Below are 21,355 nucleotides of genomic sequence, written 5' to 3' on the forward strand. Positions count from 1 at the left end.
TCGTCGAAGACGCGTCATCGGGGCGTGCCCGGCTCTGACGGCCCGGACGTCCGAGGTGCTCGCTACGGTTCCCGCATGATCACCCGTCCTACCGAGGGCTGGCGGCGGCTCGGCACCTTCCCCGAGGTGTTCCTGGAGCGGGTCGACAGGGCGCTGCTCGCTTTCGAAGCCGAGGTGACGGCCCTGGGCGTCGCCTCTGACCAGGCCGTCATGGCCGCCGTCGAACACGTGGTCGTCGCGCTGAACCAGATCGACGGCACCGACGACCACGACATCGACACCGTCGACCGCGAAGAACTCTGCGAGTACATCGACGACGTGCTCACTCACGCCGGAACCGACGTCGAGGCGCTGGCGCGCCGGCGGGGCATCGACCCCGCCGAGCTCACGGACGAGTGGCGAGAGTGGTGACACGAGCCCCGGTTCTGCGTGGGTATACCTCCTGAAGTTGTGAGCGCGGTGCGTTCTGGCATCGCCGGAAGTTCTCCGTGGACGGGGGCGTCGGTTGATCGGATCTGTGCCTCAGGACGAGCCGTTCGGAGTGGCGGTGATCCTCACCGATCGCCTCGGGCGGGTCCTGATGCATCTGCGGGACGATCTCCCCGGCATCGCATGGCCGGGGTACTGGTCGCTGCCGAGCGGCCTGGCCGAACCGGGCGAGACCCCGGCGGAAGCGATGGCGAGGGAGCTTCGCGAGGAGACGGGCCTCCGCCTCCCCCTGACCCAACGGCTGGACTCTCCCCCGGGGCCTGACGGTGATCGTGTGGTGTTCTTCACCGGGTCCTGGCATGGGGATCCCGTGACGCTCCCGCTGACCGAGGGCGTGAAGCTGGAGTTCTATTCGCTCTCCGGTCTGGCGGGCCTGCGGGTGCCGCCGTTCGTCACCGAAGCTCTCCAGCAGCTCCGAGCCTCGGGGCTGCTCGGCGGCGCGGCGGACTAGGCCCAGACCGGAACGTCACGCGGCACCGGCAGGCCTTTCGCGCCTGCCCCGGGCGCGCTCTCGCGACGCGGTCATTCCGGGGTGGCGGGGTTGCGGAACTCGTCGATCAGGACCGGGTACTGCTCCGCTCCGTGCCCGGCGGCGATCGCGCGGTCGGCCATCGCCTTGAACAGCTTCGGCAGCGCGGCGTCGACGCCCGCCGCCTCGCTCTCCTCGACGAGGTGCGCCATCGCCCGCGCGTCGGTCTCCAGGGCCGAGACCTCGGCCGGGTAGGAGCCGCGGTCGATCTGCTCGGCGTATCCCGGCAGCCATCCGGCCACCACGCCGGCGATCTGCTGCGCGAACGGCGCATAGGTCGCGGCGTCGACACCGGCCGTCCCGAGCAGGGCGGTGCCCTGGAGCCAGGCGTTCAGGATGCTCCACATCATGGCCAGGCCCGCCACGTCGTAGAGGGACGCCAGTCCGGGGTCCTCGCCGAGGTGGGTGATGGTGCCGAGCGCGCCGAGCGTCGACTCGTGCTCCTCGAAGTCCCGTCGCGGCCCGCTGTGCAGGATCACCGCCTCGGCGGTGCCGATCGCCGGCGGGACGGCCATGATGGCGCCGTCCAGGTAGCGGGCGCCGCGCCGCTCGGCCCACCGGGCGGCTTCCCGTGCCTGCGCCGAGCTGCCGGAGGTGAGGTTGACCAGCGTCGTGCCGTCCGGCTCGCTCGCGTCGAGCACCTCCCGCACGGCCGGGTAGTCGGTGAGGCAGATGATCGCCAGCGGACCGCTCCTGAGCGCGTCGCCGGCCGTCGGCGCCGGCCGCGCGCCCGCGGCCACCAGCGGGTCGGCCTTGGATGCCGTGCGGTTCCACACGGTCACGGGATGCCCGGCCTTCAGGAACGCGCCGGCCAGTGCCTGGCCCATCAGGCCGAGTCCGAGGACCGTTACGGGGATGTCGCTGTTGTCGTCCATGGCAGCATCGTTAACGTTGATACCGGTGTGAAGGTCAAGTGGGGATGCGATGCGGATCGGGGAGTTGAGCCGTCGAACGGGCGTCAAGGCCCATCAGCTGCGCTATTACGAGGCGCAGGGCCTGCTGGAGGCGGATCGTGGGGCGAACGGTTACCGCGAGTACGGCGACGCGGCGGTCGTGCGGGTGAGGCAGATCAGGCACCTGCTCGGCGCCGGTCTGTCCTCCGAGGACATCGCGTACCTGCTGCCCTGCGCGGCCGGGGAGGCCCCGGACCTGCTCGGATGTCCCGAGCTGCTGGCCGCGATGCGGACACGGCTGCGGCGGCTGGACGATCAGATGGAGAGGCTCGCCCGGTCCCGCGACGCCCTCGCCGGGTACATCGACGCCGCTGAGCGGACGGACGGCGGGAGCCCGCCGGCGTTCGCCTGTGCAGAGCCCCTTCCCGCCTGAGACGGGCGGGACGCCGTGCCGCCGCCGAAGAGGCGGTCAGCCCTTCAGGGGGTGGCCGGCGGTGCGGCGGTCGAGGATGGTCAGGGTCTCCTCGCACCAGCGGAGGTTCTCGCGCTCGAACGCGAGGCCGCGCCTGAGGGTGAGGTAGGGGCCGATCCGGTCGGCGGTGGCCAGGTAGTCCTCTTCGGTGCGGCCGTTCAGGAAGCGGGCCTGGAGCCGCTCGAACCGGGCGATCTTGGATTCGGCCCAGGCCCGGCGCTCCCGGAGGGCGGCCATCACGGCCTCGACGTCCCCCGCGTCCACCGCCTGGACCTGCACCATCAGTTCCTCGCGCATCGCGCCGGGGCGCGGGGGCCGGGCGGTGAACTCGTGCAGGGCGCGGCGGCCCGCCTCGGTGAGGGAGAACAGGCGCTTGTTGGGACGGCGCTCCTGCTGGACGACGCGCGCCTGGATCAGCCCGTCGGCGGCCATCTTGTCCAGCTCCCGGTAGAGCTGCTGGGGTGTGGCCATCCAGAAGTTGGCCACGCCGGCGTCGAAGCTTTTGGACAAGTCGTACCCGGACGCCTCGCCCTCCAGAAGGGTCGCCAGGACCGCGTTCCGCAACGACATGGTTCCGAGCGTAGCGGCCCGTGATCGTCGCCACGCCGCCGCCCGGTGGACGGCCTCCGACCTCCCGGCTAGTGTAATTTGCACCTATTCAACAAGTTGGATATCTCGGGGGTGTGGCATGCATCCGTTCAGGCGGGCGGTGGAGGCCGGGGACACGGCGGCGATCGCGGGGCTGCTGGCCGACGACGCGGTGTTCACCAGCCCGGTCGTCTTCAAGCCGTACCACGGCAAGGCGATCACGGCGGCGATCGTGCGGGCCGCGGCGCGGGTGTTCGAGGACATCCGCTACGTGCGGGAGATCGTCGGCGCGGACGGCCGCGACCACGCGCTCGTCTTCCAGGCGACCGTGAACGGCCGCGAGGTGCACGGATGCGACTTCCTCCACGTCGACGAGGACGGCCTGATCGACGAGCTGACGGTCATGGTGCGCCCGCTGTCGGGGGCCACCGCGCTGGCCGAGGCGATGGGCGCGCAGTTCGAGCAGATCGAGCGCGAGCTCCTCGGCTCCTGACCGCCTCCCGACACCGGCGGGCGGCGGGCCCGGCCCGTGGGGCCCGAGGCCGCCGCCCTGGTCGCCTCCGGAGCTCACGAATGGACGGTGTCCTGGTCGGCGTGCCCGGTCGCCGTGCCCGTTGGGGCCGGTCCCGGGCGCGGGGCGCCGGCCCATCGGATGATCACGGTGGAGAGCCGCGGCATGACCACGTTCACCATGACCGTGACGAGCACCCCGCTGATGACCGCCGCGCGGGCGGCCATCGGCAGCGCGGCGAGCAGGTCGCCGAAGACCGCCAACAGCGCCATCACTACGGCGAACGCCGCCAGCCACGCCATGAGGGTCATCGCGAGCCTGACCCGCATCGGGGCGCTCACCGCTGCCCGCCGCCGTTGACCAGGATGTCGCCGCTCGTCTCCGGCGCCTCGATCACGCCGTTCAGGGTCATGAACTCCGGCACCACCAGCTCGCCCATGGTCAGGCCTCCCGCGTTCCGTTCGGTTCGACGGTTCGACGCTAAGCTGGCCCAGCATGATAAGTCCAAGACAGGTTTGCGCTCTCCGTAATAGCGTTTGTTTATGGAACTCCGGCAGCTCGGATACTTCGTCGCCGTCGCCGAGGAACGCCACTTCACCCGCGCGGCCGAGCGCGTCCAGGTGGCGCAGCCGGCGGTCAGCCAGCAGATCCGCCGCCTGGAGGCCGAGGTCGGCGAGCCTCTGTTCCGGCGCGATCGGCGCTCCGTCGCCCTGACGGCCGCGGGGGAGGCGCTGCTGCCCCATGCCCGCGCCATGCTCGCCGAGGCCGCCAACGCGAAGGAGTCGATCGCCGCGCTGTCCGGGCTGCTCACCGGGAGCCTCGCGGTCGGTCTGGTCCAGCCGCTGCCCGACCGGCGGGTGCTCGCACTGCTGGGCGCCTTTCACCGCCGCCATCCGCGGATCCGCCTCACCCTGCGCGAGGACGAGACCGACGGCCTGATCGCCGCCCTGGCCACCGGGGAGCTCGACGCGGCCATCGTCGGCCAGGGCCCGGCCGACACCCCGCTCGCCGCCGAGATGACCCCGCACGTGATCGCCCGGGAGGACGTCGTGGTCGCCCTGCATCCCGACCACCCCCTCGCCGCGCGGGACTCGCTCACCCTCGACGACCTGCGGGACGAACCCCTCGTCACCGCGCCCCGCACGAGCAAGCTCCGCACCAACATCGAGGCCGCCTGCGCCCGCTTCGGCTTCGTCCCGAACGTCGTCGCCGAGACCCGCGACCTCACCCTCGTCCGGCAGCTCGTCCTCCAGCGGATCGGCGTCGCCGTCCTCCCCGAATCCGCGCTCCAGGGGCCGCCCGCGCTCGCCCGGGTCCCGCTGGCCCGTCCGTCGCTGGAACGCCGGATCGTGCTCGCCGCCCGTCCCCATCACGCCAGCCCAGCCGGCCGCGCCTTCCTCGCCATGGCCCACCGCCGCCTCTTGCCCGACGACGCGAACGCACGGTGACGTAATGCGAGGCAAATGGTCGCCCCGACCTGGTGGCGTTCTAGCCCCATAGCCGACGAGCGTGGCGCCCGATCAAAGGAACATAATCGTCTGCATGACGCGGAAGCCGCGTGACAATGATCAGGACGACGGAGGCGCGCACGTGAGGGGCGGCGGGTGGATCGCGGCACGCTGATCGCGGGCAGGTACGAGCTGGTCGAGCGCCTCGGGCGCGGCGGAATGGGCGAGGTGTGGGCGGGACGCGACCGCGACCTGCACCGGGACGTGGCCGTGAAGTTCCTCCTCGACGGCGCCGACACCCCGCCGGACCTGCTGCGCCGCTTCGAGCGGGAGGCGGTGGCCGCCGCGCAGCCGGACGCCCCATGGAGCCGGAGCGGGCGCTCGACATCGCGCAGGCGATCTGCGAGGCCCTGGTCGCGGCGCACGGCGCGAAGGTCGTCCACTACGACATCAAACCGTCGAACGTGATGCTCACTTCCGATGGCCGCGTCAAGGTGGTCGACTTCGGGATCGCGGGCTTCTCCCACGCCCACACCTACACCGTCGCCCCGACCGCCATGCTCGCGCCCGCGGGCACGGCCTCCTACGGTGCGCCGGAGCAGTTCCTCGACCAGCGCGGCGACGAACGCTCCGACCTCTACGCCCTGGGCAGCGTCCTGTTCGCGCTGCTGGCCGGCGAGCCGCCGTTCACCGGCGCCAACGACCTCTCCGTCATCCGGCGCAAGACCGACGGCGAGGCGCCCCGGCTGAACGTCCTGCGGCCCGACGTCCCGCCGCACCTCGCCGATCTGGTGTCGGAGCTCCTGCAACGCGACCCGGACCGGCGTCCCCGCAGCGCGCGGGCCGTTCACGAACGCCTGCAGCGGGCGCGGTTCGCGACCGTTCCGGACCATGGTGAAGCACGCGCGGAGGCTGGCGGGCAGGGCCCGTCGACGCCGCCGATGCGGAACGTCCCGTCGGACGCCGGGGAACCGTTCGAGATCACTTGGTCCGGACAGGAGGCTCCCTCCACCTACACGGAAACGCTCAGAAAACCCCTGGTCGTTCGCTGGAGCGCCGTAGGGGCGATCGTCATCGTCGCGCTGCCGGTCGTTTGGCTGGGAGCGCGCTGGGGGGACGACTCGACGAGCGATCCGGTGGGCTTCGCGGCTCTCATCGCCATGTGGCCGGCGTTCCTCTGCGGCGTGGCCGCCCTGGTGTACGGGGTCCGTCTCGCCTTCATCACTCCGGCCTGGCTCCGCCATTCCCGCGGGCTGCCTCACCGGCGCCCATGGTCCCTCCACGTCGGGCCGCGCGGCATCGCCACCTGGGACCCGCGATGCGCCACCCCCTCCACGGGCCCCGCCGGACAGCGCGTCTTTCCCTGGGACGAGATCCAGACGGTGTCGCTGGAACGCACGGCAGCGGGCCGGACTCACCGCTGCGACACCCTCCGCGTCCGCTTCCGCGACACGGACCCGAACTCCAGCCGGTTCCGCCCCGCCGGATGGATCGCCCGTGACGTGGTGATCCCCGACCTGGAGGAAGACCAGAGCGAACGCAGACCCATCTGCGTTCTCGGCCCCATGAACGAGCAGCAGCACGCCGCCCTCATCGCGGCCCTCGTCAAGCACGCGGGACCGCGCTGGAGCCCCCGCATCGGCCCCTGACCCGCGCAGACAGACCATCCGCCATTTGCCGGGTCTTTCCTGCCAACCATCCGGGCTCGCTGCGGCGTTCAATGGGCGTGAGTGAACCGACGCAGGAAGCCGCGTACGCCACGTTCGCGGCCGCGGCGTGGAAACGCCACTACGGCCTGGCCACGCTGCTGACCGGCGACCCCCACCGCGCCGAAGAGCTCCTCCAGGACTGCCTGGTGAAGCTGTACGTGCGGTGGCGTCGGGTGGCCGACGGCGATCCGGACGCCTACCTCAAACGGATGCTGGTCAACGGCAACGTCAGCTGGTGGCGGCGCAGGCGGCGCGAGTTGCTGACCGAGGCCCCCGAACGCCTCGACGCGCGCTCCGACTCCCCGCGGGAACCGGACGACGAGCTGCGCCGGGCACTGCTCGCCCTGCCCCGCCAGCAGCGCGCCGTCGTCGTGCTGCGGCACTACGCCGACATGACGGAGGCGGCGACCGCCGGCCTTCTCGGATGTTCCGTCGGCACCGTCAAGAGCCAGCACTCCCGGGCGATGAAACGGCTCCGTTCGACGCTCGCCCTTCCGCAGACCGAGGAGATCACACGATGAGCGATGAGCAGCTGACCCGGATGCTGCGGTCGGCGGCCGGGGGGCACCCGATCCCCAGCGCGCCGATCGAGGCCGTGGTGCACCGCGGCCGGCGCGCCAGGCGCAGCCGCCGCACGGCCGCCGGCGCCCTCGGCACCGGCGCGATCGCGCTGGTCGCGGCCGCCGCCACCCTCGGCGGGAACCTCGTCTCCGGCGGCGGCGACGGTGATCGAGTGATCACCCCCGGACGCGGCGGCGACGTCACCCTGGCCGCGGCCACCGAGGCGACGGCGGGCACGACGTTCCACGTGAAACTGACCTGGACGCTGAGCTCGCGCGGGCGCCGCGAAACGGTGGAGACCTATCAGGGCGCCTTCGACGCCCCCCACCGGCGCGGCTACCTGCGCGGCCCCGGATCGGTGCCGATGGAACAGCGTTTCATCGGCGACGACCGCTATGTGCTGCGCGGCAAGGCATGGCGCAAGCTCGACCACGGGCTGAACGGGCTGACGCGCGGCACCACCGGCCCGCAGGAGCTGACCGCCGATCCCGGCCGGATGCTGCGGATGCTGGCCACGTTCGGGACGCTGACGCCCCAGGGCCGGTCCGGCAGCGGGGCGACGGCGGTGCAGACCTACGCGTTCTCCCACGCGGCCCGTCCCGCCGAGGGGTCGCCCGCCGGGACGCGGATCACGGGCACGGTGACGATCGGGATCGCGACGCGCAAGATCCAGAAGATCGTGCAGACCACCGTCATCACGACCGCGACCCCGGAGATCGCCGACCGGGACCCCGTCCGCTTCACCTCCGTCACCGAGTTCTCCGACTACGGGACGCCGGTGAACGTGACGCGTCCGTCCCTGTAGCGGACGACGCCGGCCCCGATGCGCGCGGCTCGGGGCCGGCGACCGGGCGCACCACCGTTCGCCGACTGTTCAGCCGCCCGTCGTGATCGACGAGGCCTCGGCCTCATCTGGGCCTGGTGCCCTGTGCCTGTTCGTCACCCACGAGGCCGGGCTGAACGCGGCCAAGCCTGGCGGCAGGCTGCTGGGGCTGTTCGCCGACGGCAACATGCCGCAGGAGTGGACCGGTCCGGCGGCCGAGGTCGGGGGTACCGACCCGGCCCGGTGCACGCCGAACGCGGACCCGAAGGCGGCACGCCGTGCCGCGGCCTTGTTGGAGGAGAGCAGGTGACGACCTCGGGGCATGCGCAGCTGTTGAAGTGGGATCGCCGTGTGCTGCACACAGGCTCAGGTGATGTGGGTAGTGTCAACGTGGAGCTGAGTACCTGACTAAGGGGGTGGGCTCTATGAGCGTGCAGCCGCTTCACCCAGAGCCGGATCCGCGGGACCCGCAGGTCATCGTGGACAGCCTCCCCGAGGAAGAACGGGATTTCTTCCTCTCCCAGTACAGGGAACGTGCCCACGCCGCAGCCGACGACCTCACCGGCTACAAGGCGCTCCAGCGGTTCTTGAATGTGTGGAGCATTCGGGCACGGACGCAACGTCCCTCCAGCAAGGAGATCGAAGACCGGATCCAGGAGATCCACGACGGCGCCCCCACGGTTCCGATCGAGGAAGTCCTCGCCCAGCAACTCGGCATGTCCCGCGCTGATGCCGCCGCCTGGTGGCAACAGAAAGTCGAACAAGCCGCAGAGGGTCGCTGAAGGTCGGCAAACTACGGCCCATGACCTACCGGGCCGAGCTCTCCCCAGAAGTGATCCGGCAGCTCGCCGGCATCCCCGAGCAGGCACGGTTCGCGCTCGCTGAGACTCTCAGCGTCATCGTCGCCGACCCTCACGACCCGACCACCAGCGAACCGACGCCGGACCCGCGGATCAGGCAGGCCGTCTTCGGTGGCGTGGGGCTCGTCGAGTACCTGATCTGGGACGAACTGCTCGTTGTCGTCGCGGTCGACCTCGTCTGGGGCGGCTGATCCCGGCTTCAGCGGGCGGGGCGTTCGTAGATGAGTTCTCGGCCGTCTTCTTCGTCCCATTGTTCGCCTACGTGGGTGAAGCCTTGGCCGGCGATGGTGGCCAGGGACGCTTCGTTGTCGGGGCTGATCGTGGCGCGGACGGTGGTGACGGACGGTTCGGCGGCGGCGCGTTCGAGGAGGGCGGCGAGCATCGCGCGGGCGTAGCCCTTGCGGCGGTGGGCGGGGTCGACGGAGTAGGCGATCTCGACGGTCCCGTTCTCGTCCGGGGCGCCGTGGAAGCCCGCGTGGCCGACGACCACGCCCTCCGGCTCGGCGACGGCGGCCCGGACGATCCAGGGGGCGTGGGACGGGTCGCGGTCGAGTTGGGCGAGGCGGAAGCGCCACAGGAACTTCGCGTCGCCGGTGGTGAAGTAGTCGGTGAGGGGGACCCCGGCGACCGCGCCGGCGCCCTCCAGGTCGTCCTCCAGCAGGGCCTTCATCGCGGCGGGCGGCAGTTCGGCGAAGCGGACGGCGGGGGGCATGGGCGGCTCCTCGGTCGGGGGCGATCACCTTAGGCGGGCCGGCCCGACGACCACCAGCGATTAACCGGGGCGGCGGTTCTCCGCATGGTGGTCGACGACGCGGAGCAGCAGGTCGGTGAGGCGGGCGCGCTCGTCCGGCGCCAGGGGGGCGAGCAGGTCGTCCTGGATGCGGCCGAGGACCTCGTCGAGTTCCACCAGGTGGCGGGAGCCCTCGGGGGTGAGCGTGATGACGTTGCGTCGCCGGTCGGACGGGTCGGGGGAGCGGTCGACGAGGTTCTTGGCGGCCAGCTCGTTCAGGGCGGCGACCACGTCGCTGCGGTCGATGCCCGAGCGGCGGCCGAGGTCGGCCTGGCTGGACGGGCCGTACTCGTCGAGGGCGGCGAGCAGCCGGTAGTGGTAGCCGCGGGCGCCGGCCGCGGCGAATCCCTCGGCGAGCAGGCGGTGGCTGTGCGCGGACGCCAGGTTGATCAGCCAGCTCGGGGTGTGCCGGAGCCGCGTGGGCGTCCGGTCGTCGGACGTCGTCATGCGGACAGTGTAGGGCTTGTTGGTGGGGCCAACGATCATCTAATGTTGGTAGTGCCAATGTTGGTAGTGCCAATGAATGGAGAATCATGGACGACCGTGCCGAGCTCGCCGCCCTCGTCAGCCGACTGGGAGCGTGGCTGGACGACAAGAGCCCCGGCGACGGGCGGACCGTCTTCACCGAGGACGTCGAGGCCCGCACGCTGGGCGGCGTCGCGAAGGGGCTCGAAGCCGTCGTCGCGCAGGCGCGCCGGAACCACACGGTGCCGACGCAGCACTTCATCACCAACCCCCTGATCGACGTGGACGGCGACCAGGCCGCGATCGGCGCGAACCTGCTGGTGGTCTTCGCTCGGGACGAGGGCCTGCGCCTGCTGGGCGAGCGCTACGAGTTGCGCGCCGCCCGGACGGTGGACGGATGGCGCATCAGGTGGGTCGAGGTCCGTCCGATCTGGGAGGCCGCGAACGTCTGAGACCGCCGGATCATGGAGACGTGAGCTCGTCGGAGAGGGCCTTCAGGCGGGCGCGGGCGTCGGAGTCGTAGGCCTGGGCGTTCGCGCGGGCCTCCTGGAGCCCGTCGAAGAAGCGGCCGGACACGGCGTCCAGGGCGGGGTCGGTGACGAGGCGGTGGGTCGCGCGGACGCCCTCCTCCAGAGTGCTGATCGGCGACGACACCATCTTGGTCGGCATGTAGGTGGCCGGGTGCAGGGCGTTCGCGGTGACGCCCGTCCCGGCCAGCTCGGCGGCGAGGTCGATCGTGAACAGGATCTGGGCGAGCTTGCTCTGGCAGTACGCCCGCGTCCCGCTGTACCCGCGAGTGATCATGACGTCGTCGAAGTCGATGGCCTGCTGGCCGAGGCTGCTGACGTTGACGATCCGGGCGGGCGCGGAGGCGGTCAGGGTGGGCAGCAGGAGCCGGGTGAGCAGGTAGCCGGACAGGTAGTTCACCTGGAACGTCAGCTCGTGGCCGTCCGCGCTCTCCCGCCGGGGGCCGTCGACGCCGATGCCCGCGTTGTTGACCAGGACGTCCAGGCGCGGGTGGTCGGCGCGGACGGCCTCGGCGAGCGCGCGGGTCTCGGCGAGCGAGGACAGGTCGGCGCGGTACCAGGAGGCCTTGCCGCCGATCTCCTGGAGGGTCGCCTCGCCGCGCCGGTCGTCCCGTCCGTGGACGAGGATCGTGGCGCCCTCGGCGGCCAGTTCGGCGGCCAGGGCGCGACCGAGCCCGTCGGTCGCGCCCGTGATGAGGATGGTCTGCTGATCGATGGGACGCATGTTCTCCATGGTGCCCGGCGCGCGGCGCTCAGGGACGGTCGAGGAAGTCCCGGACGAGCTTGACGAACTCGTCGGGCCGCTCGGCCATCGCCACGTGGCCGGTGTCGAGCTCGGCGTACTCGCTGCCGCTGATGCCCGCGGACAGCTCCCGGTGGTTCTCGACGGGGATCGTCTGGTCGCGGGTCGCACCGATGACCAGGGTGGGTGCCGCGACCCGGGGCAGCAGCGGCCGGATGTCGAGCCGCGCGACCAGGTCGATCTGCCGAAGCCGGTCGTCGTTCAGCTCCATGAACGCGTGCTGCTGCTCGACCGCGTCGTGCCCGATCCGGTTGAGGAACGCGCGGCTGAACGCGGTGAGCGTCGCGAACCGTCCGAAACTCTCGGGGGTGACGGCGAGGCTCGACCAGAGGGCCATGTGCTGCCGGACGTACTCGTCGCCCGCGTGGGACAGGCCCGCGACGGGCGCCAGCCGCCGGACGAGGTCCGGTCGCAGCGCCGCGGCCGCGACGGCGGTCGGGGCGCCGAGCGAGAACCCGACCACGTCGGCGGGGCCCGTGCCGGCCTCCTCGATCACGGCGTTGACCTGCGCGCCGAGCCCCTCGATGGTGAGCGGGGAGCCGTCGTCGCGGGCGGGGTCGCTGCCGGAGAGGTCGGGCAGGACGACGGTGCGGTGGTCGGTGAACCGGTCGAGCATCTGGTCCCACATGGCCGAGCCGGGCCCGACGCCGTGCACGAGGACGAGCGCGGGCCCGGAGCCCTCGACGCGGTAGGGGACGGTGGCGTTTCCAACTGTGACCTTCGGCATGGCGGTCGTCCTTCTCAGTGGTGTCGCTGGACGCCGTCAACGCTCGCAAGGCCGGGCCGCGATGAGAATCGGACGGTTCTGGCTAGGACAACCGGTCCCAGTCTCAGCTCTACGGGCATTCCGGACGGAGCGGAATCATGGGGGCATGGAGATGGACCGCAAGGAGCTCGCCGACTTCCTCCGCCGCTCCCGCGAGCGGCTGCGCCCGCAGGAGGTCGGGCTGGCGGCGGGCCCCCGGCGCCGCACCCCGGGGCTGCGCCGCGAGGAGGTGTCGCAGCTCGCCGGCATGTCGGCGGACTACTACATGCGTCTTGAGCAGGCCCGCAGCCCGCAGCCGTCCACGCAGCTGCTCGGCGCGCTCGCCCGCGCGCTGCGGCTCACGATCGACGAGCGCGACCACCTGTACGTCCTCGCCGGGCACCGCCCGCCCGCCGGGCCGTTCGCGGGCGAGTACGTCCGGCCGAGCATGCTGTACCTGCTGGACCGGCTGCACGAGACGCCGGCGCAGATCATCGGCGACCTCGGGGACCTGCTGGCGCAGAACGCGCTGGCCGAGGCCCTTTTCGGATGCGTCTGCACGGTGGAGGAGCCCAACCGGAACATCGTTTGGCGGTGGTTCACCGACCCGTTCGTCCGGGAGGCGTACCCGGAGGAGGAGCATGAGCCGCACGGCCGCCGGCACGTCGCCCAGCTGCGGGCGGCCGTCGCGCGGCGGGGCAACGACGCGGCCGCGTCCGCCCTGGTCGAACGGCTGCACGCGGCCAGCGACGAGTTCACCCGGGTCTGGGAACGGCACGAGGTCGCCGTCGAGCGCACCAGCCGGCTGAAGGTCGTGCACCCGGAGGTCGGCTTCATCGAGTTCGACACCGAGGCGCTGCTGACCCCGGCCGAGGACCAGCGGCTCTTCGTGTTCACACCGCCGCCCGGCACCGGCAGCATCGAGTCCCTCGACCTGCTGCGCGTCATCGGCCCGGAGACCGCGCACCGCAGCCACCGCTGACCGGCGTCACCCGGCGGTGAGCCGCCACAGGGACGTGGTCTCGGCGGCGCGGGCCGCGTGGAGGGGGTCGTCGGGATCGGCGGCGCGCGGGTGGCGCGGCGCGGTGTCGAGCCTGCCCGCGACCCGCAGGCCGGACGAGGCGATCATCTCCAGGAGCTCGTCCCGCGTGCGGAGGCCCAGGTGCTCGGCCAGGTCGGAAAGGATCAGCCAGCCTTCCCCGCCCGGTTCGAGGTGGTCGGCGAGCCCGGACAGGAAGCCGCGCAGCATCCGGCTGCCCGGATCGTAGACGGCGTGCTCCAGGGGGGTGCTGGGCTTGCCCGGAACCCAGGGAGGGTTGCAAACGGCCAGACCGGCGCGTCCGTCCGGGAAGAGGTCGGCTTGCACGACCTCGACGTTCACACCTAGACGCTCAACGTTCTCCTGGGCGCAGGCCAGCGCGCGCGGGTCCTGGTCAGTGGCGACGACGTGCTCAATGCCACGACGTGCCAGTACCGCTGCCAGGACGCCCGTACCGGTTCCTATGTCGAAAGCCGTTTTCGTCGGCGGAAGCGGTGCCTCGCCCACCAGGTCTACGTACTCGCCTCTGATCGGCGAGAAGACGCCGTAGTGGGGGTGTATACGGTCGCCGCCAAGCGCCGGGATCGAGACGCCCTTCTCGCGCCATTCGTGGGCGCCGATCAGGCCGAGCAGTTCTCGCAGTGAGGTGATGTAGGGCTGGTCGTCCGGCCCGTAGGCCTCCGTGCAGGCGTCCTGGACGTCCGGGGCCCGCCGTAGCGGAATCACGTGACCGGGGTCGAACGGTATGAGCAGCATGCCGAGCGTCCGCGCGCGCTGGGCGCGTGCCTGCCGGTACAGGTGGAACGCCTGCGCGCGGTCCGGTTCGGGCTTGTTCTTGCGCCGCCGTGGGGGACGGTCGATCCGGCGTGCCATGGCCTTGAGAAGCTGCCGCGCGTTCTGGAAGTCACCGCGCCACAGAAGCGCGGTGCCTTCGCACGCCAGGCGATAGGCGTCGTCCGCGCGCGTCTCGTCGTCGGCGACCACGATGCGCCGGGGCGGCGGGGCGCCGCTCTCCGACCGCCAGCGGACGCGATGGTCCCGGCCGCCCTCCTGCCAGGAGATCTCGTCCACAGGAGTACCGTATCGGCGTGCGTCTACCTGGGGCCTTGCATGCCGCCAACGAAGGCCTCGCCTTCCTGCTGGAACTCGCCGCCATCGCCGCGCTCGCCTGGTGGGGCTTCACGACCGGCGGGAACGTTCTGGTCAACATCGTCCTCGGGCTCGGTGCGCCCGCGGCCGCGATCGTCCTGTGGGGCATGTTCGCCGCGCCACGGGCCCGCTTCAAGATCCCGCTGCCGCTCGTGCTGCTGGTGAAGGCCGCCGTGTTCGGCGCCGGCGCGCTCGCCTTCCACGGCGTCGGCCACACCGCGGCGGCCGTCGCCTTCGCGGTGATCGCCCTGGTCAACACCGCCCTCGCCACCGCCGACCGCGACGCCCACTTCCGCATGGCCGCCGAGTGAGGCGGCCGCCGGCCCGCCCTCAGGCGAGGTCGGCGCTGGAGAGGTGCGCGGACGTCTCGGCCAGCCTGTGCAGCGCCGCCTCTGACGGCGAGCCCGGTTCGGCCGCGTAGAGCATGAGGCGGCTGAGGTCGGGGTCGCCGGGCAGGTGCAGGGTCTCGAACGGCAGGACGAGCCGTCCCACCTCGGGATGGTCGATGCGGGCCTCGCCGTTCGTCAGGTCCGTGACGTGGTGCGCCGACCACAGGCGGCCGAACTCCGGGCTCCGCTCCCGCAGGCAGTCGATGACCGCGCGCAGGTGCGGGTCGTCCGGGTCCTGGCCGGAGCGGAAGCGCAGGTAGGCCGCGTTGCGGCGGGCCACCGCCGGCCAGTTGCCGCCCAGCCGGGCCTTGTAGTCGGGGTTCAGGTGGATCTGGTGCGACCAGGTCCGCTCGTCCGGCGGGACGTTCGCCAGGTCGACGAACACGGCGGCGGTGAGCCGGTTCCACGCGACCACGTTCGTGTAGTGCCCGACGACGTAGGCGGGCGCGTGCGTGAACGCGTCGAGCAGGTGCTGCAGCGGGGCCCGCAGGCGCGGAGGCGCGGTGAGGGGCGCGCGGCGCGGCGGGTGGGCGAGCCGGTGCAGGTGGGCGTGCTCGTCGCCGTCCAGCCGCAGCGCCCGCGAGATCGCGTCCAGGACCTCGGTGGACACGCCGTCGGCCGTGCCCTGCTCCAGCCTGATGTAGTACGCGACGCTGACCCCGGCGAGCTGCGCCAGCTCCTCGCGCCGCAGGCCGGGGACGCGCCGCCGCGTCCCGTAGGAGGGCAGGCCGGCGTCGTCGGGACGGAGCCGCGCCCTCCGCGACTTGAGGAACTCGCCGAGTTCGCCGTTGCGCGCCATGCGGCCGAGGCTATCCGGGGCCGCCTCGCGCGAGGACCGACGGGTCAGGCGGTCCTGGTGGTGATGTCACCGTTGCTGGTGCTGACGTCGAGCCGGTACTCGGCGGACGGGTCGTTCGGAATGCCGAGCCGCCGGTCTCCGTCGCCGGTGTGCGTGCTCACGCGGTAGCGCCCCGCGGGCATGGTGACCGTGACCTCGCCGTTGTCCGTCTTCGCGCGGACGTCCTGGGGCGCACCGGGCGTGAGGGTGACGTCGCCGTTGGACGTCTCGGCGTCGACACCGCCCTTGAGACCGCTCCCCCGGATCTCGCCGTTGTCGGTCCTGACCTTGATCGGCCCCGCGGCCCCGTCCAGGCGGACCGAGCCCGAATTCGTGGACACATCCACCTTGCCCACCTTCGACAGGGTGATGGAGCCGTTGGAGGTGCTGCCGGACACGGGGACCCCGGCCGGGAGTTCGACCGTGTAGCTCACCGAGCAGCGGGAGCCGCAGCCGCGCAGGGTGAGGACACCGTTCTCGATCTGGTGCGTGGGCCCGTCGGGCTTGTCACCGCGGTACTTGACCTCGCGGTGCAGGGTCGTCTTGGACGACCCGCCGCGCAGCGTCACGCCACCGGACCCGATCTGGTCCAGTCGCACAGCGGTGATTTTGCCCTTCAGCGTGGCGTCGTCCTCGTAGGTGGAAGCGAATGCCACGTCGCATGCGCTGAGGGCGGTCACGCTGACCGCTGCTAGGGCGAGGGCGAGAACTTTGCCACGCACTGAAGCCTCCTGGTCGATCCGGCTGAACGCTGCTGAGCCTAGGGAGACGGGTCCCGGATGGCCGTCACGCCAGGGAGCCAGGTTGGCTCTCCCTCCCAGTGCCTGAGCCTGCTACTGGGAGTAGTACGAACGAGCGGGGACTGGGTAAGCGCGCACAGCGCAGCGAGGGTCTCTGCCATGACCGCACTCACGACCGCCGTGTCCGCTCCCCCAGAGCGGATGACGTCACGGCACAAGCTGGTACTGACCCTCCTGCTCGGCGCGCAGTTCATGCTCGCCATCGACTTCTCCATCCTGAACGTGGCGATGCCCGTCGTCGGCAGAGGACTGGGCTTCGGGCTGGACGAACTCCAGTGGATCGCCACGGCGTTCGCCCTCCCCGCCGCCGGATTCACGCTGCTGTTCGGCCGCGTGGCCGATCTGTCCGGCCGGCGCCGGATGCTGCTCGCGGGCATGGCGCTCCTGGCCGGAGGGTCCCTGGTCGGCGGGCTGGCCACCTCACCGGCGCTGCTGCTCACCGGGCGCGTCCTCCAGGGCCTCGCCACGGCGATCGCCACCCCGGCCGCGCTGTCGCTGCTCACCACGTCCTTCCCGGAGGGGCCGCTGCGGACCCGGGCGCTCGGGCTCAGCGGCGCGCTGATGTCGGCCGGGTTCACCGTCGGCGCGATCCTCGGCGGCCTGCTGACCGACCTGCTGAGCTGGCGCTGGGCCTTCCTCGTCAACGTGCCGGTCGCGGTGCTGATCTTCGCGGTCACGCCCGCCGTGGTCGCGGAGAGCCGGTCCCGGGACCGGGCGAGGCTGGACGTTCCCGGCGCGGTCACCGTGACCGGCGGCCTCCTCGCCCTCGTCTACGGGATCACGTCCGCCGGGTCGGCCGGCTGGGGCTCCCCGGCAGCGCTCGGCGCGCTGGCCGCGGCCGCGGTCCTGCTCACCGCGTTCATCCTGGTCGAGCGGCGGTCCCCGGCCCCGCTCGCGCCGCTGGACGTCCTCACCCGCCGCACCGTCACCTGGGGCAACGTGGGCGGGTTCGTCGCGTTCGCCACGGAGACGTCGCTGGTGTTCCTGATGACCCTCTACCTCCAGAAGGTCTTGGGCTTCTCGCCGCTGGCGACCGGGCTGGCGCTCGGCGTCCTCGGCGCCGGGACGTTCGCCGGAGGCGTCGCCGCGCCCCGCCTTATGGGACGGTTCGGCGGCCGGGCGACGCTCGTGTCCGGCCTCGTCCTGCAGGCCGCCGCCACCGCCGCGCTGCTGGGCCTCGGTGAGTCGCGCGGCGCCCTCGGCCTGCTGCTCGCCGCCACCGCCGTCGGGGGGTTCGGGAACCTCGTCGCGATCGTCGCTTTCATGGGGATCGCGACGTCCGGACTGCCGGACCGCGAGCAGGGCCTCGCGACCGGGCTCGCCACGATGACGCAGCAGGTCGCGATCACCCTCGGCATCCCGGTGATGAGCGCGGTGGCCACGGCGAACGCGTCCGTCCTCGGCGGCGTCCGCACGGCGACGGCCGTGAACGTCGCCGTCGTCCTCGCGGGAGCGGCCCTCGCCGGCGCGTTCCTGCGCCGCTCGTAGGGGACCGCCGTGGATCTCGAACTCGAAGGCAGGGTCTACGTCGTGACCGGCGCGTCCGCCGGGATCGGCGAGGCGACCGCCGCCCTCCTGGCCCGCGAGGGGGCCCGGGTCGTGCGGGTGGCCCGCTCCCCCGTCGACGTGGCCGCCGACCTCACCCGGCCCGAGGCCGCGCAGCACGTCGTGGACGTCGCGCTGGAACGGCACGGACGCCTGGACGGCCTCGTCAACAACGCGGGCGCTCTCGAATCCCGGATCGGGTTCCTCGACGTCACCGACGCCCAATGGCACGCGACGTTCGAGCTGAACCTGCACGCCGCCGTGCGCATGGCCCGTGCCGCGCTGCCCGCGCTCATCGACCAGGGGGCAGGGAGCATCGTGCACGTCTCAAGCGAGGCCGCCCGCTTTCCCGATACGCCACTGGTCGACTATGCGGCGTCCAAGACGGCGCTCCTGTCGGTGTCAAAGACGCTGGCGGGGGAGTTCGGTCGATGCGGGATCCGCTCCAACGTCGTCGCGCCTGGCCCGACCCGCACGCGGCTGTGGGACGAGCCCGGAGGGTTCGCCGACCAGCTCGCCGACCAGTACGGCCTACCGGTGGAGGAGGCGATCCAACGATTCGTCCAGGACGAACGGCGGCTCCCCACCGGACGCCTTGGCACGCCCCAGGACGTCGCACGGGTCATCACTTTCCTGCTGTCACCGCTGGCCGCCCAAGTTACCGGCGCCGAATGGGCCGTGGACGGGGGAGCGCTACGGCAACTCTGAGCCTGCGTGCCGGACGTCACGGGCGTCCGGCACGCTGCCCCTCTTCCGACACAGACCGGAAGGCCAGGTCAGGCCGGAACCTTGTCGAGGAACCCGGTGACCCGGTCGAAGCGGCCCTCGTCGTCGAACGTCGCCACGTCGAAGCCGACCACGATCGCCTCGCCGCCCTCCGGACCGAGCTCCCAGGTGAAACGGGCCACGTTGTGGTGGGCGTCCACCGTCCCCGCCGCACGGAACACCAGGCCGGGGAACTGCTGCTGGGCGGCTCCGACGAACGCGTCGATCGCGTCGCGCCCCTCCGCCACGCCGAGCGGGTCCACGTAGACGGGGCTCTCCGTCCACAGCTCGTCGATCGCGGCGCGCCGGGCGGCCGGGTCGGTCTCGTTCCACACGGCCAGGTAGCGCTCGACCCGCTGCTGCACATCGCTCATGTCATGACTCCCATCTGGTTCTTCGGGTTCGTCGCCCCGATGACCTCTACGGTGCCGGGCCCGCGGCGGAAGATCGATTACCTGGGAGGTCATGCCCGCGCGGCCGGTGACCTGGGCCGCGACGATGATGTCGGATTCCTGCCAGTGAAGACCCCTGACCATCGGTGATGCTGGAGGCATGCACGAGGACGTGGAAAGGTGCGTGCGGGCCTTCCAGGCGAAGGACGCCCGCTTCGATGGATGGTTCTTCGGCGGGGTCGTGACCACCGGGATCTACTGCCGTCCAAGCTGCCCCGTGGTCCCGCCCAAGCCGGAGAACATGCGCTTCTACCCGAGCGCTGCCGCCGCCCAGCAAGCCGGGTTCCGGGCTTGCAAACGGTGCCGTCCCGACACGTCCCCTGGCTCCCCCGAATGGAACCACCGCGCGGACCTCGTCGCTCGGGCCATGCGCCTCATCGCCGACGGCGTCGTCGACCGAGAGGGCGTTCCCGGCCTTGCGGCACGGCTCGGCTACAGCACACGGCAGATAGAGCGCCAGCTCAACGCCGAACTGGGCGCGGGCCCACTCGCCCTGGCACGAGCCCAGCGCGCACAGACGGCGCGGCTCCTCATCGAGACGACGGCCCTTCCCATGGGGGACGTCGCCTTCGCGGCGGGATTCGCCAGCATCCGCGCCTTCAACGACACCGTCCGCAAGGTTTTCGCGCTCACCCCGTCCGCCCTACGCGACCGCGTCGCGAAGGGACATCCGCCTGCCGGGGCCGGTGCGCTGTCGCTCCGGCTGCCGTTCCGGGCCCCGCTGTGCCCGGACAACCTGTTCGGGCACCTCGCCGCCACCGCCGTCCCGGGCGTCGAGGAGTGGCGGGACGGCGCGCTCCGCCGCGCCATGCGGCTGCCCCACGGGCACGGCATCGCCACCCTGCGGCCCCGGCCGGACCACGTCGCCTGCACGCTCAGCCTCAGCGACCTGCGCGATCTCCCCATCGCGATCAGCCGCTGCCGCTGGATGCTCGACCTGGACGCCGATCCCGTCGCCGTGGACGACCTCCTCCGCACCGACCCCGTCCTCGCGCCGCTCGTGGACAAGGCCCCCGGGCGCCGCGTGCCCCGCACCGTGGACGCCCCCGAGTTCGCCGTCCGCGCCGTCCTGGGCCAGCAGGTCTCGACGGCCGCGGCCCGCACCCACGCGGCACGCCTGGTCACCGCCTACGGCGACCCCATCGACGACCCGGGCGGCGGGCTGACGCACCTCTTCCCGACCCCCGCCGCCCTTGCCGAACTCGACCCGGAGTCCCTCGCCTTCCCCAAGACCCGCCGCACCACCCTCATGACCCTTGTCGACGCCCTCGCCAAGGGGGAGATCGACCTCGGCGTAGGGAGCGACTGGGACGAGGCCCGCGCGCGCTTGTCCGCCCTGCCCGGCTTCGGCCCGTGGACCGTCGAGACCATCGCGATGCGAGCCCTCGGTGACCCGGACGCGTTCATCCCCGGCGACCTCGGCATCAGGGCGGCAGCAGCGGCACTCGAACTTCCCGCCACACCTGCGGCCCTCACCCGACGCGCCGCACAATGGCGGCCATGGCGCGCCTACTCCGTCCAGTACCTGTGGGCCACCCTTGACCACGCCATCAACCTGCTCCCCGCAAACTGAAGGAACCGCTGTGGAAACAACGCACGTCGTCATAGAGAGCGTCGTAGGTCCGCTCACCTTGGTCGCCACCGACGGCGCCCTGTCCGGGCTCTACATGGAGATGCAGCGGCACCGTCCAGCCCAGGAGACCTTCGGCGCCCCAGGCGACCCCGAAGACGAACCCTTCGCCACCGTCGCCGCGCAACTCTCCGCGTACTTCGCAGGCGACCTGACCGAGTTCGAGTTGCCGCTCCGCCTCCGCGGGACGCCCTTCCAGGCGCGCGTCTGGGCCGCCCTCCAGGAGATCCCCTACGGGGAGACCGTCACCTATGGCGAGCTCGCCGCCGAGATCGGCAGCCCGTCCGCGTCCCGCGCGGTCGGCCTCGCCAACGGGCGCAACCCGGTCGGCGTCATCGTCCCCTGCCACCGCGTCGTCGGCTCCACCGGCTCCCTCACCGGCTACGGCGGCGGCCTCGACCGCAAGCGCTACCTCCTCGACTTCGAGCGCAAGGTCCGGGCCACCGAGAACGCGCTCTTCTGACCCTCGCGGAGGATTGTCGGAGCCGCGGGTTACCGTGCTCGTGATGGCCGTCCAACCGGAGAAGGGCTGATCG

At 72.0% G+C, this 21,355-nt stretch carries 29 protein-coding genes; 18 read left to right on the top strand and 11 right to left on the bottom strand.

Going from position 1 to position 21,355, the window contains the following annotated elements; genetic code table 11:
• Positions 1-75: 75 nt before the first annotated feature.
• Entirely contained in the window at positions 76-411 is a 336-nt protein-coding gene (locus AB0C87_RS05440; RefSeq protein WP_360576634.1) for a hypothetical protein, read from the top strand.
• A gap of 136 nt (positions 412-547) precedes the next feature.
• Complete coding sequence (locus AB0C87_RS05445; RefSeq protein ID WP_360576635.1) at positions 548-940, top strand: NUDIX domain-containing protein; 393 nt, start codon at positions 548-550, stop codon at positions 938-940.
• A gap of 71 nt (positions 941-1,011) precedes the next feature.
• Here the strand turns inward: AB0C87_RS05445 and AB0C87_RS05450 are convergent, their stop codons facing one another.
• Positions 1,012-1,893, bottom strand: a complete 882-nt coding sequence (locus AB0C87_RS05450; protein WP_360350122.1) for an NAD(P)-binding domain-containing protein — start codon at positions 1,891-1,893, stop codon at positions 1,012-1,014.
• Between the two features lie 49 nt (positions 1,894-1,942).
• On the opposite strand from AB0C87_RS05450, the gene AB0C87_RS05455 reads away from it, so the two are divergent.
• A complete protein-coding gene (locus tag AB0C87_RS05455) occupies positions 1,943-2,344 on the top strand; it encodes a MerR family transcriptional regulator (RefSeq protein ID WP_353833970.1) in 402 nt (133 codons plus the stop codon).
• Between the two features lie 36 nt (positions 2,345-2,380).
• Here the strand turns inward: AB0C87_RS05455 and AB0C87_RS05460 are convergent, their stop codons facing one another.
• Positions 2,381-2,953, bottom strand: coding sequence for a helix-turn-helix transcriptional regulator (locus tag AB0C87_RS05460; protein ID WP_353833971.1), 573 nt, complete (start codon positions 2,951-2,953; stop codon positions 2,381-2,383).
• Between the two features lie 118 nt (positions 2,954-3,071).
• On the opposite strand from AB0C87_RS05460, the gene AB0C87_RS05465 reads away from it, so the two are divergent.
• The gene (locus tag AB0C87_RS05465) at positions 3,072-3,464 is read left to right on the top strand and encodes a nuclear transport factor 2 family protein (RefSeq protein WP_353833972.1); all 393 of its coding nucleotides are present in this window, start codon (positions 3,072-3,074) and stop codon (positions 3,462-3,464) included.
• Between the two features lie 74 nt (positions 3,465-3,538).
• On the opposite strand, the gene AB0C87_RS05470 is transcribed toward AB0C87_RS05465, so the two are convergent.
• Positions 3,539-3,823, bottom strand: coding sequence for a hypothetical protein (locus AB0C87_RS05470; protein WP_345178730.1), 285 nt, complete (start codon positions 3,821-3,823; stop codon positions 3,539-3,541).
• 201 nt (positions 3,824-4,024) lie between these two features.
• Between AB0C87_RS05470 and AB0C87_RS05475 the strand changes: the two genes are divergently transcribed.
• The 7 genes from AB0C87_RS05475 to AB0C87_RS05505 all read left to right on the top strand — a co-directional run bounded on the left by AB0C87_RS05475 (position 4,025) and on the right by AB0C87_RS05505 (position 9,074).
• On the top strand, positions 4,025-4,930 hold the full coding sequence (locus AB0C87_RS05475) for a LysR substrate-binding domain-containing protein (RefSeq protein WP_360576636.1): 906 nt from the start codon (positions 4,025-4,027) through the stop codon (positions 4,928-4,930).
• Positions 4,931-5,160: 230 nt separating this feature from the next.
• The gene (locus tag AB0C87_RS05480; protein ID WP_360576637.1) at positions 5,161-6,579 is read left to right on the top strand and encodes a serine/threonine-protein kinase; all 1,419 of its coding nucleotides are present in this window, start codon (positions 5,161-5,163) and stop codon (positions 6,577-6,579) included.
• Between the two features lie 77 nt (positions 6,580-6,656).
• On the top strand, positions 6,657-7,160 hold the full coding sequence (locus tag AB0C87_RS05485; RefSeq protein WP_345178740.1) for a SigE family RNA polymerase sigma factor: 504 nt from the start codon (positions 6,657-6,659) through the stop codon (positions 7,158-7,160).
• On the top strand, positions 7,157-8,005 hold the full coding sequence (locus AB0C87_RS05490) for a hypothetical protein (protein WP_360576638.1): 849 nt from the start codon (positions 7,157-7,159) through the stop codon (positions 8,003-8,005). Before AB0C87_RS05485 ends, AB0C87_RS05490 begins: the two co-directional genes overlap by 4 nt.
• An 82-nt stretch (positions 8,006-8,087) precedes the next feature.
• Positions 8,088-8,333 carry a hypothetical protein gene (locus tag AB0C87_RS05495; RefSeq protein ID WP_360576639.1) on the top strand — a complete coding sequence of 82 codons (246 nt, stop codon included), beginning with the start codon at positions 8,088-8,090 and terminating at the stop codon, positions 8,331-8,333.
• 115 nt (positions 8,334-8,448) lie between these two features.
• Positions 8,449-8,805: a DUF6247 family protein gene (locus tag AB0C87_RS05500; protein ID WP_345178746.1), complete on the top strand. Its 357-nt coding sequence runs from the start codon at positions 8,449-8,451 to the stop codon at positions 8,803-8,805.
• Positions 8,806-8,825: 20 nt separating this feature from the next.
• Complete coding sequence (locus tag AB0C87_RS05505; RefSeq protein ID WP_360576640.1) at positions 8,826-9,074, top strand: hypothetical protein; 249 nt, start codon at positions 8,826-8,828, stop codon at positions 9,072-9,074.
• 8 nt (positions 9,075-9,082) lie between these two features.
• Here AB0C87_RS05505 and AB0C87_RS05510 read toward each other — a convergent pair whose 3' ends face one another.
• Both AB0C87_RS05510 and AB0C87_RS05515 read right to left on the bottom strand, forming a co-directional pair.
• Positions 9,083-9,595, bottom strand: coding sequence for a GNAT family protein (locus tag AB0C87_RS05510; RefSeq protein WP_345178750.1), 513 nt, complete (start codon positions 9,593-9,595; stop codon positions 9,083-9,085).
• Between the two features lie 60 nt (positions 9,596-9,655).
• Positions 9,656-10,120, bottom strand: coding sequence for a MarR family transcriptional regulator (locus tag AB0C87_RS05515; RefSeq protein ID WP_353833980.1), 465 nt, complete (start codon positions 10,118-10,120; stop codon positions 9,656-9,658).
• Positions 10,121-10,206: 86 nt separating this feature from the next.
• On the opposite strand from AB0C87_RS05515, the gene AB0C87_RS05520 reads away from it, so the two are divergent.
• Positions 10,207-10,590, top strand: coding sequence for a nuclear transport factor 2 family protein (locus AB0C87_RS05520; RefSeq protein WP_360576641.1), 384 nt, complete (start codon positions 10,207-10,209; stop codon positions 10,588-10,590).
• A gap of 10 nt (positions 10,591-10,600) precedes the next feature.
• On the opposite strand, the gene AB0C87_RS05525 is transcribed toward AB0C87_RS05520, so the two are convergent.
• Together AB0C87_RS05525 and AB0C87_RS05530 are read right to left on the bottom strand one after the other, a co-directional pair.
• A complete protein-coding gene (locus tag AB0C87_RS05525) occupies positions 10,601-11,389 on the bottom strand; it encodes an SDR family NAD(P)-dependent oxidoreductase (protein ID WP_360576642.1) in 789 nt (262 codons plus the stop codon).
• A 28-nt stretch (positions 11,390-11,417) separates the two neighbouring features.
• Positions 11,418-12,194 (bottom strand): alpha/beta hydrolase, encoded by a 777-nt coding sequence (locus AB0C87_RS05530; protein ID WP_360576643.1) that lies wholly within the window; start codon positions 12,192-12,194, stop codon positions 11,418-11,420.
• Between the two features lie 145 nt (positions 12,195-12,339).
• Between AB0C87_RS05530 and AB0C87_RS05535 the strand changes: the two genes are divergently transcribed.
• Complete coding sequence (locus AB0C87_RS05535) at positions 12,340-13,194, top strand: helix-turn-helix transcriptional regulator (RefSeq protein WP_345178759.1); 855 nt, start codon at positions 12,340-12,342, stop codon at positions 13,192-13,194.
• A 6-nt stretch (positions 13,195-13,200) separates the two neighbouring features.
• Here AB0C87_RS05535 and AB0C87_RS05540 read toward each other — a convergent pair whose 3' ends face one another.
• Entirely contained in the window at positions 13,201-14,322 is a 1,122-nt protein-coding gene (locus tag AB0C87_RS05540) for a methyltransferase (protein WP_353833982.1), read from the bottom strand.
• A gap of 17 nt (positions 14,323-14,339) precedes the next feature.
• On the opposite strand from AB0C87_RS05540, the gene AB0C87_RS05545 reads away from it, so the two are divergent.
• Positions 14,340-14,711: a DUF2568 domain-containing protein gene (locus tag AB0C87_RS05545; RefSeq protein WP_353833983.1), complete on the top strand. Its 372-nt coding sequence runs from the start codon at positions 14,340-14,342 to the stop codon at positions 14,709-14,711.
• Positions 14,712-14,730: 19 nt separating this feature from the next.
• Here the strand turns inward: AB0C87_RS05545 and AB0C87_RS05550 are convergent, their stop codons facing one another.
• Both AB0C87_RS05550 and AB0C87_RS05555 read right to left on the bottom strand, forming a co-directional pair.
• The gene (locus tag AB0C87_RS05550) at positions 14,731-15,588 is read right to left on the bottom strand and encodes a helix-turn-helix domain-containing protein (RefSeq protein ID WP_353833984.1); all 858 of its coding nucleotides are present in this window, start codon (positions 15,586-15,588) and stop codon (positions 14,731-14,733) included.
• Between the two features lie 44 nt (positions 15,589-15,632).
• Positions 15,633-16,283, bottom strand: coding sequence for a DUF4097 family beta strand repeat-containing protein (locus tag AB0C87_RS05555; protein WP_360576644.1), 651 nt, complete (start codon positions 16,281-16,283; stop codon positions 15,633-15,635).
• A gap of 243 nt (positions 16,284-16,526) precedes the next feature.
• On the opposite strand from AB0C87_RS05555, the gene AB0C87_RS05560 reads away from it, so the two are divergent.
• Both AB0C87_RS05560 and AB0C87_RS05565 read left to right on the top strand, forming a co-directional pair.
• The gene (locus AB0C87_RS05560) at positions 16,527-17,915 is read left to right on the top strand and encodes an MFS transporter (RefSeq protein ID WP_360576645.1); all 1,389 of its coding nucleotides are present in this window, start codon (positions 16,527-16,529) and stop codon (positions 17,913-17,915) included.
• 9 nt (positions 17,916-17,924) lie between these two features.
• Positions 17,925-18,680 (top strand): SDR family oxidoreductase, encoded by a 756-nt coding sequence (locus tag AB0C87_RS05565; protein WP_360576646.1) that lies wholly within the window; start codon positions 17,925-17,927, stop codon positions 18,678-18,680.
• Positions 18,681-18,748: 68 nt separating this feature from the next.
• Here AB0C87_RS05565 and AB0C87_RS05570 read toward each other — a convergent pair whose 3' ends face one another.
• The gene (locus tag AB0C87_RS05570; protein ID WP_185029635.1) at positions 18,749-19,111 is read right to left on the bottom strand and encodes a nuclear transport factor 2 family protein; all 363 of its coding nucleotides are present in this window, start codon (positions 19,109-19,111) and stop codon (positions 18,749-18,751) included.
• Between the two features lie 178 nt (positions 19,112-19,289).
• Here AB0C87_RS05570 and AB0C87_RS05575 point away from each other — a divergent pair, with 178 nt between their 5' ends.
• Both AB0C87_RS05575 and AB0C87_RS05580 read left to right on the top strand, forming a co-directional pair.
• The gene (locus AB0C87_RS05575; RefSeq protein WP_353834645.1) at positions 19,290-20,762 is read left to right on the top strand and encodes an AlkA N-terminal domain-containing protein; all 1,473 of its coding nucleotides are present in this window, start codon (positions 19,290-19,292) and stop codon (positions 20,760-20,762) included.
• 10 nt (positions 20,763-20,772) lie between these two features.
• Complete coding sequence (locus AB0C87_RS05580) at positions 20,773-21,282, top strand: methylated-DNA--[protein]-cysteine S-methyltransferase (protein WP_345178776.1); 510 nt, start codon at positions 20,773-20,775, stop codon at positions 21,280-21,282.
• The last annotated feature ends 73 nt before the right edge of the window (positions 21,283-21,355 follow it).

Origin of the sequence: Actinomadura sp. NPDC048021, from assembly GCF_040653135.1 — a bacterium.
Classification (GTDB): domain Bacteria; phylum Actinomycetota; class Actinomycetes; order Streptosporangiales; family Streptosporangiaceae; genus Spirillospora; species Spirillospora verrucosospora.

What these genes read in the sequence shown, in the direction of transcription:
- AB0C87_RS05525 (WP_360576642.1), bottom strand. Translation starts at nt 11,389, where the DNA reads ATGCGTCCCATCGATCAGCAGACCATCCTCATCACGGGCGCGACCGAC.
- AB0C87_RS05560 (WP_360576645.1), top strand. Translation starts at nt 16,527, where the DNA reads ATGACCGCACTCACGACCGCCGTGTCCGCTCCCCCAGAGCGGATGACG.
- AB0C87_RS05440 (WP_360576634.1), top strand. Translation starts at nt 76, where the DNA reads ATGATCACCCGTCCTACCGAGGGCTGGCGGCGGCTCGGCACCTTCCCC.
- AB0C87_RS05535 (WP_345178759.1), top strand. Translation starts at nt 12,340, where the DNA reads ATGGAGATGGACCGCAAGGAGCTCGCCGACTTCCTCCGCCGCTCCCGC.
- AB0C87_RS05450 (WP_360350122.1), bottom strand. Translation starts at nt 1,893, where the DNA reads ATGGACGACAACAGCGACATCCCCGTAACGGTCCTCGGACTCGGCCTG.
- AB0C87_RS05575 (WP_353834645.1), top strand. Translation starts at nt 19,290, where the DNA reads ATGCACGAGGACGTGGAAAGGTGCGTGCGGGCCTTCCAGGCGAAGGAC.
- AB0C87_RS05570 (WP_185029635.1), bottom strand. Translation starts at nt 19,111, where the DNA reads ATGAGCGATGTGCAGCAGCGGGTCGAGCGCTACCTGGCCGTGTGGAAC.
- AB0C87_RS05505 (WP_360576640.1), top strand. Translation starts at nt 8,826, where the DNA reads ATGACCTACCGGGCCGAGCTCTCCCCAGAAGTGATCCGGCAGCTCGCC.
- AB0C87_RS05510 (WP_345178750.1), bottom strand. Translation starts at nt 9,595, where the DNA reads ATGCCCCCCGCCGTCCGCTTCGCCGAACTGCCGCCCGCCGCGATGAAG.
- AB0C87_RS05460 (WP_353833971.1), bottom strand. Translation starts at nt 2,953, where the DNA reads ATGTCGTTGCGGAACGCGGTCCTGGCGACCCTTCTGGAGGGCGAGGCG.
- AB0C87_RS05465 (WP_353833972.1), top strand. Translation starts at nt 3,072, where the DNA reads ATGCATCCGTTCAGGCGGGCGGTGGAGGCCGGGGACACGGCGGCGATC.
- AB0C87_RS05550 (WP_353833984.1), bottom strand. Translation starts at nt 15,588, where the DNA reads ATGGCGCGCAACGGCGAACTCGGCGAGTTCCTCAAGTCGCGGAGGGCG.
- AB0C87_RS05455 (WP_353833970.1), top strand. Translation starts at nt 1,943, where the DNA reads ATGCGGATCGGGGAGTTGAGCCGTCGAACGGGCGTCAAGGCCCATCAG.
- AB0C87_RS05475 (WP_360576636.1), top strand. Translation starts at nt 4,025, where the DNA reads ATGGAACTCCGGCAGCTCGGATACTTCGTCGCCGTCGCCGAGGAACGC.
- AB0C87_RS05515 (WP_353833980.1), bottom strand. Translation starts at nt 10,120, where the DNA reads ATGACGACGTCCGACGACCGGACGCCCACGCGGCTCCGGCACACCCCG.
- AB0C87_RS05520 (WP_360576641.1), top strand. Translation starts at nt 10,207, where the DNA reads ATGGACGACCGTGCCGAGCTCGCCGCCCTCGTCAGCCGACTGGGAGCG.
- AB0C87_RS05500 (WP_345178746.1), top strand. Translation starts at nt 8,449, where the DNA reads ATGAGCGTGCAGCCGCTTCACCCAGAGCCGGATCCGCGGGACCCGCAG.
- AB0C87_RS05490 (WP_360576638.1), top strand. Translation starts at nt 7,157, where the DNA reads ATGAGCGATGAGCAGCTGACCCGGATGCTGCGGTCGGCGGCCGGGGGG.
- AB0C87_RS05530 (WP_360576643.1), bottom strand. Translation starts at nt 12,194, where the DNA reads ATGCCGAAGGTCACAGTTGGAAACGCCACCGTCCCCTACCGCGTCGAG.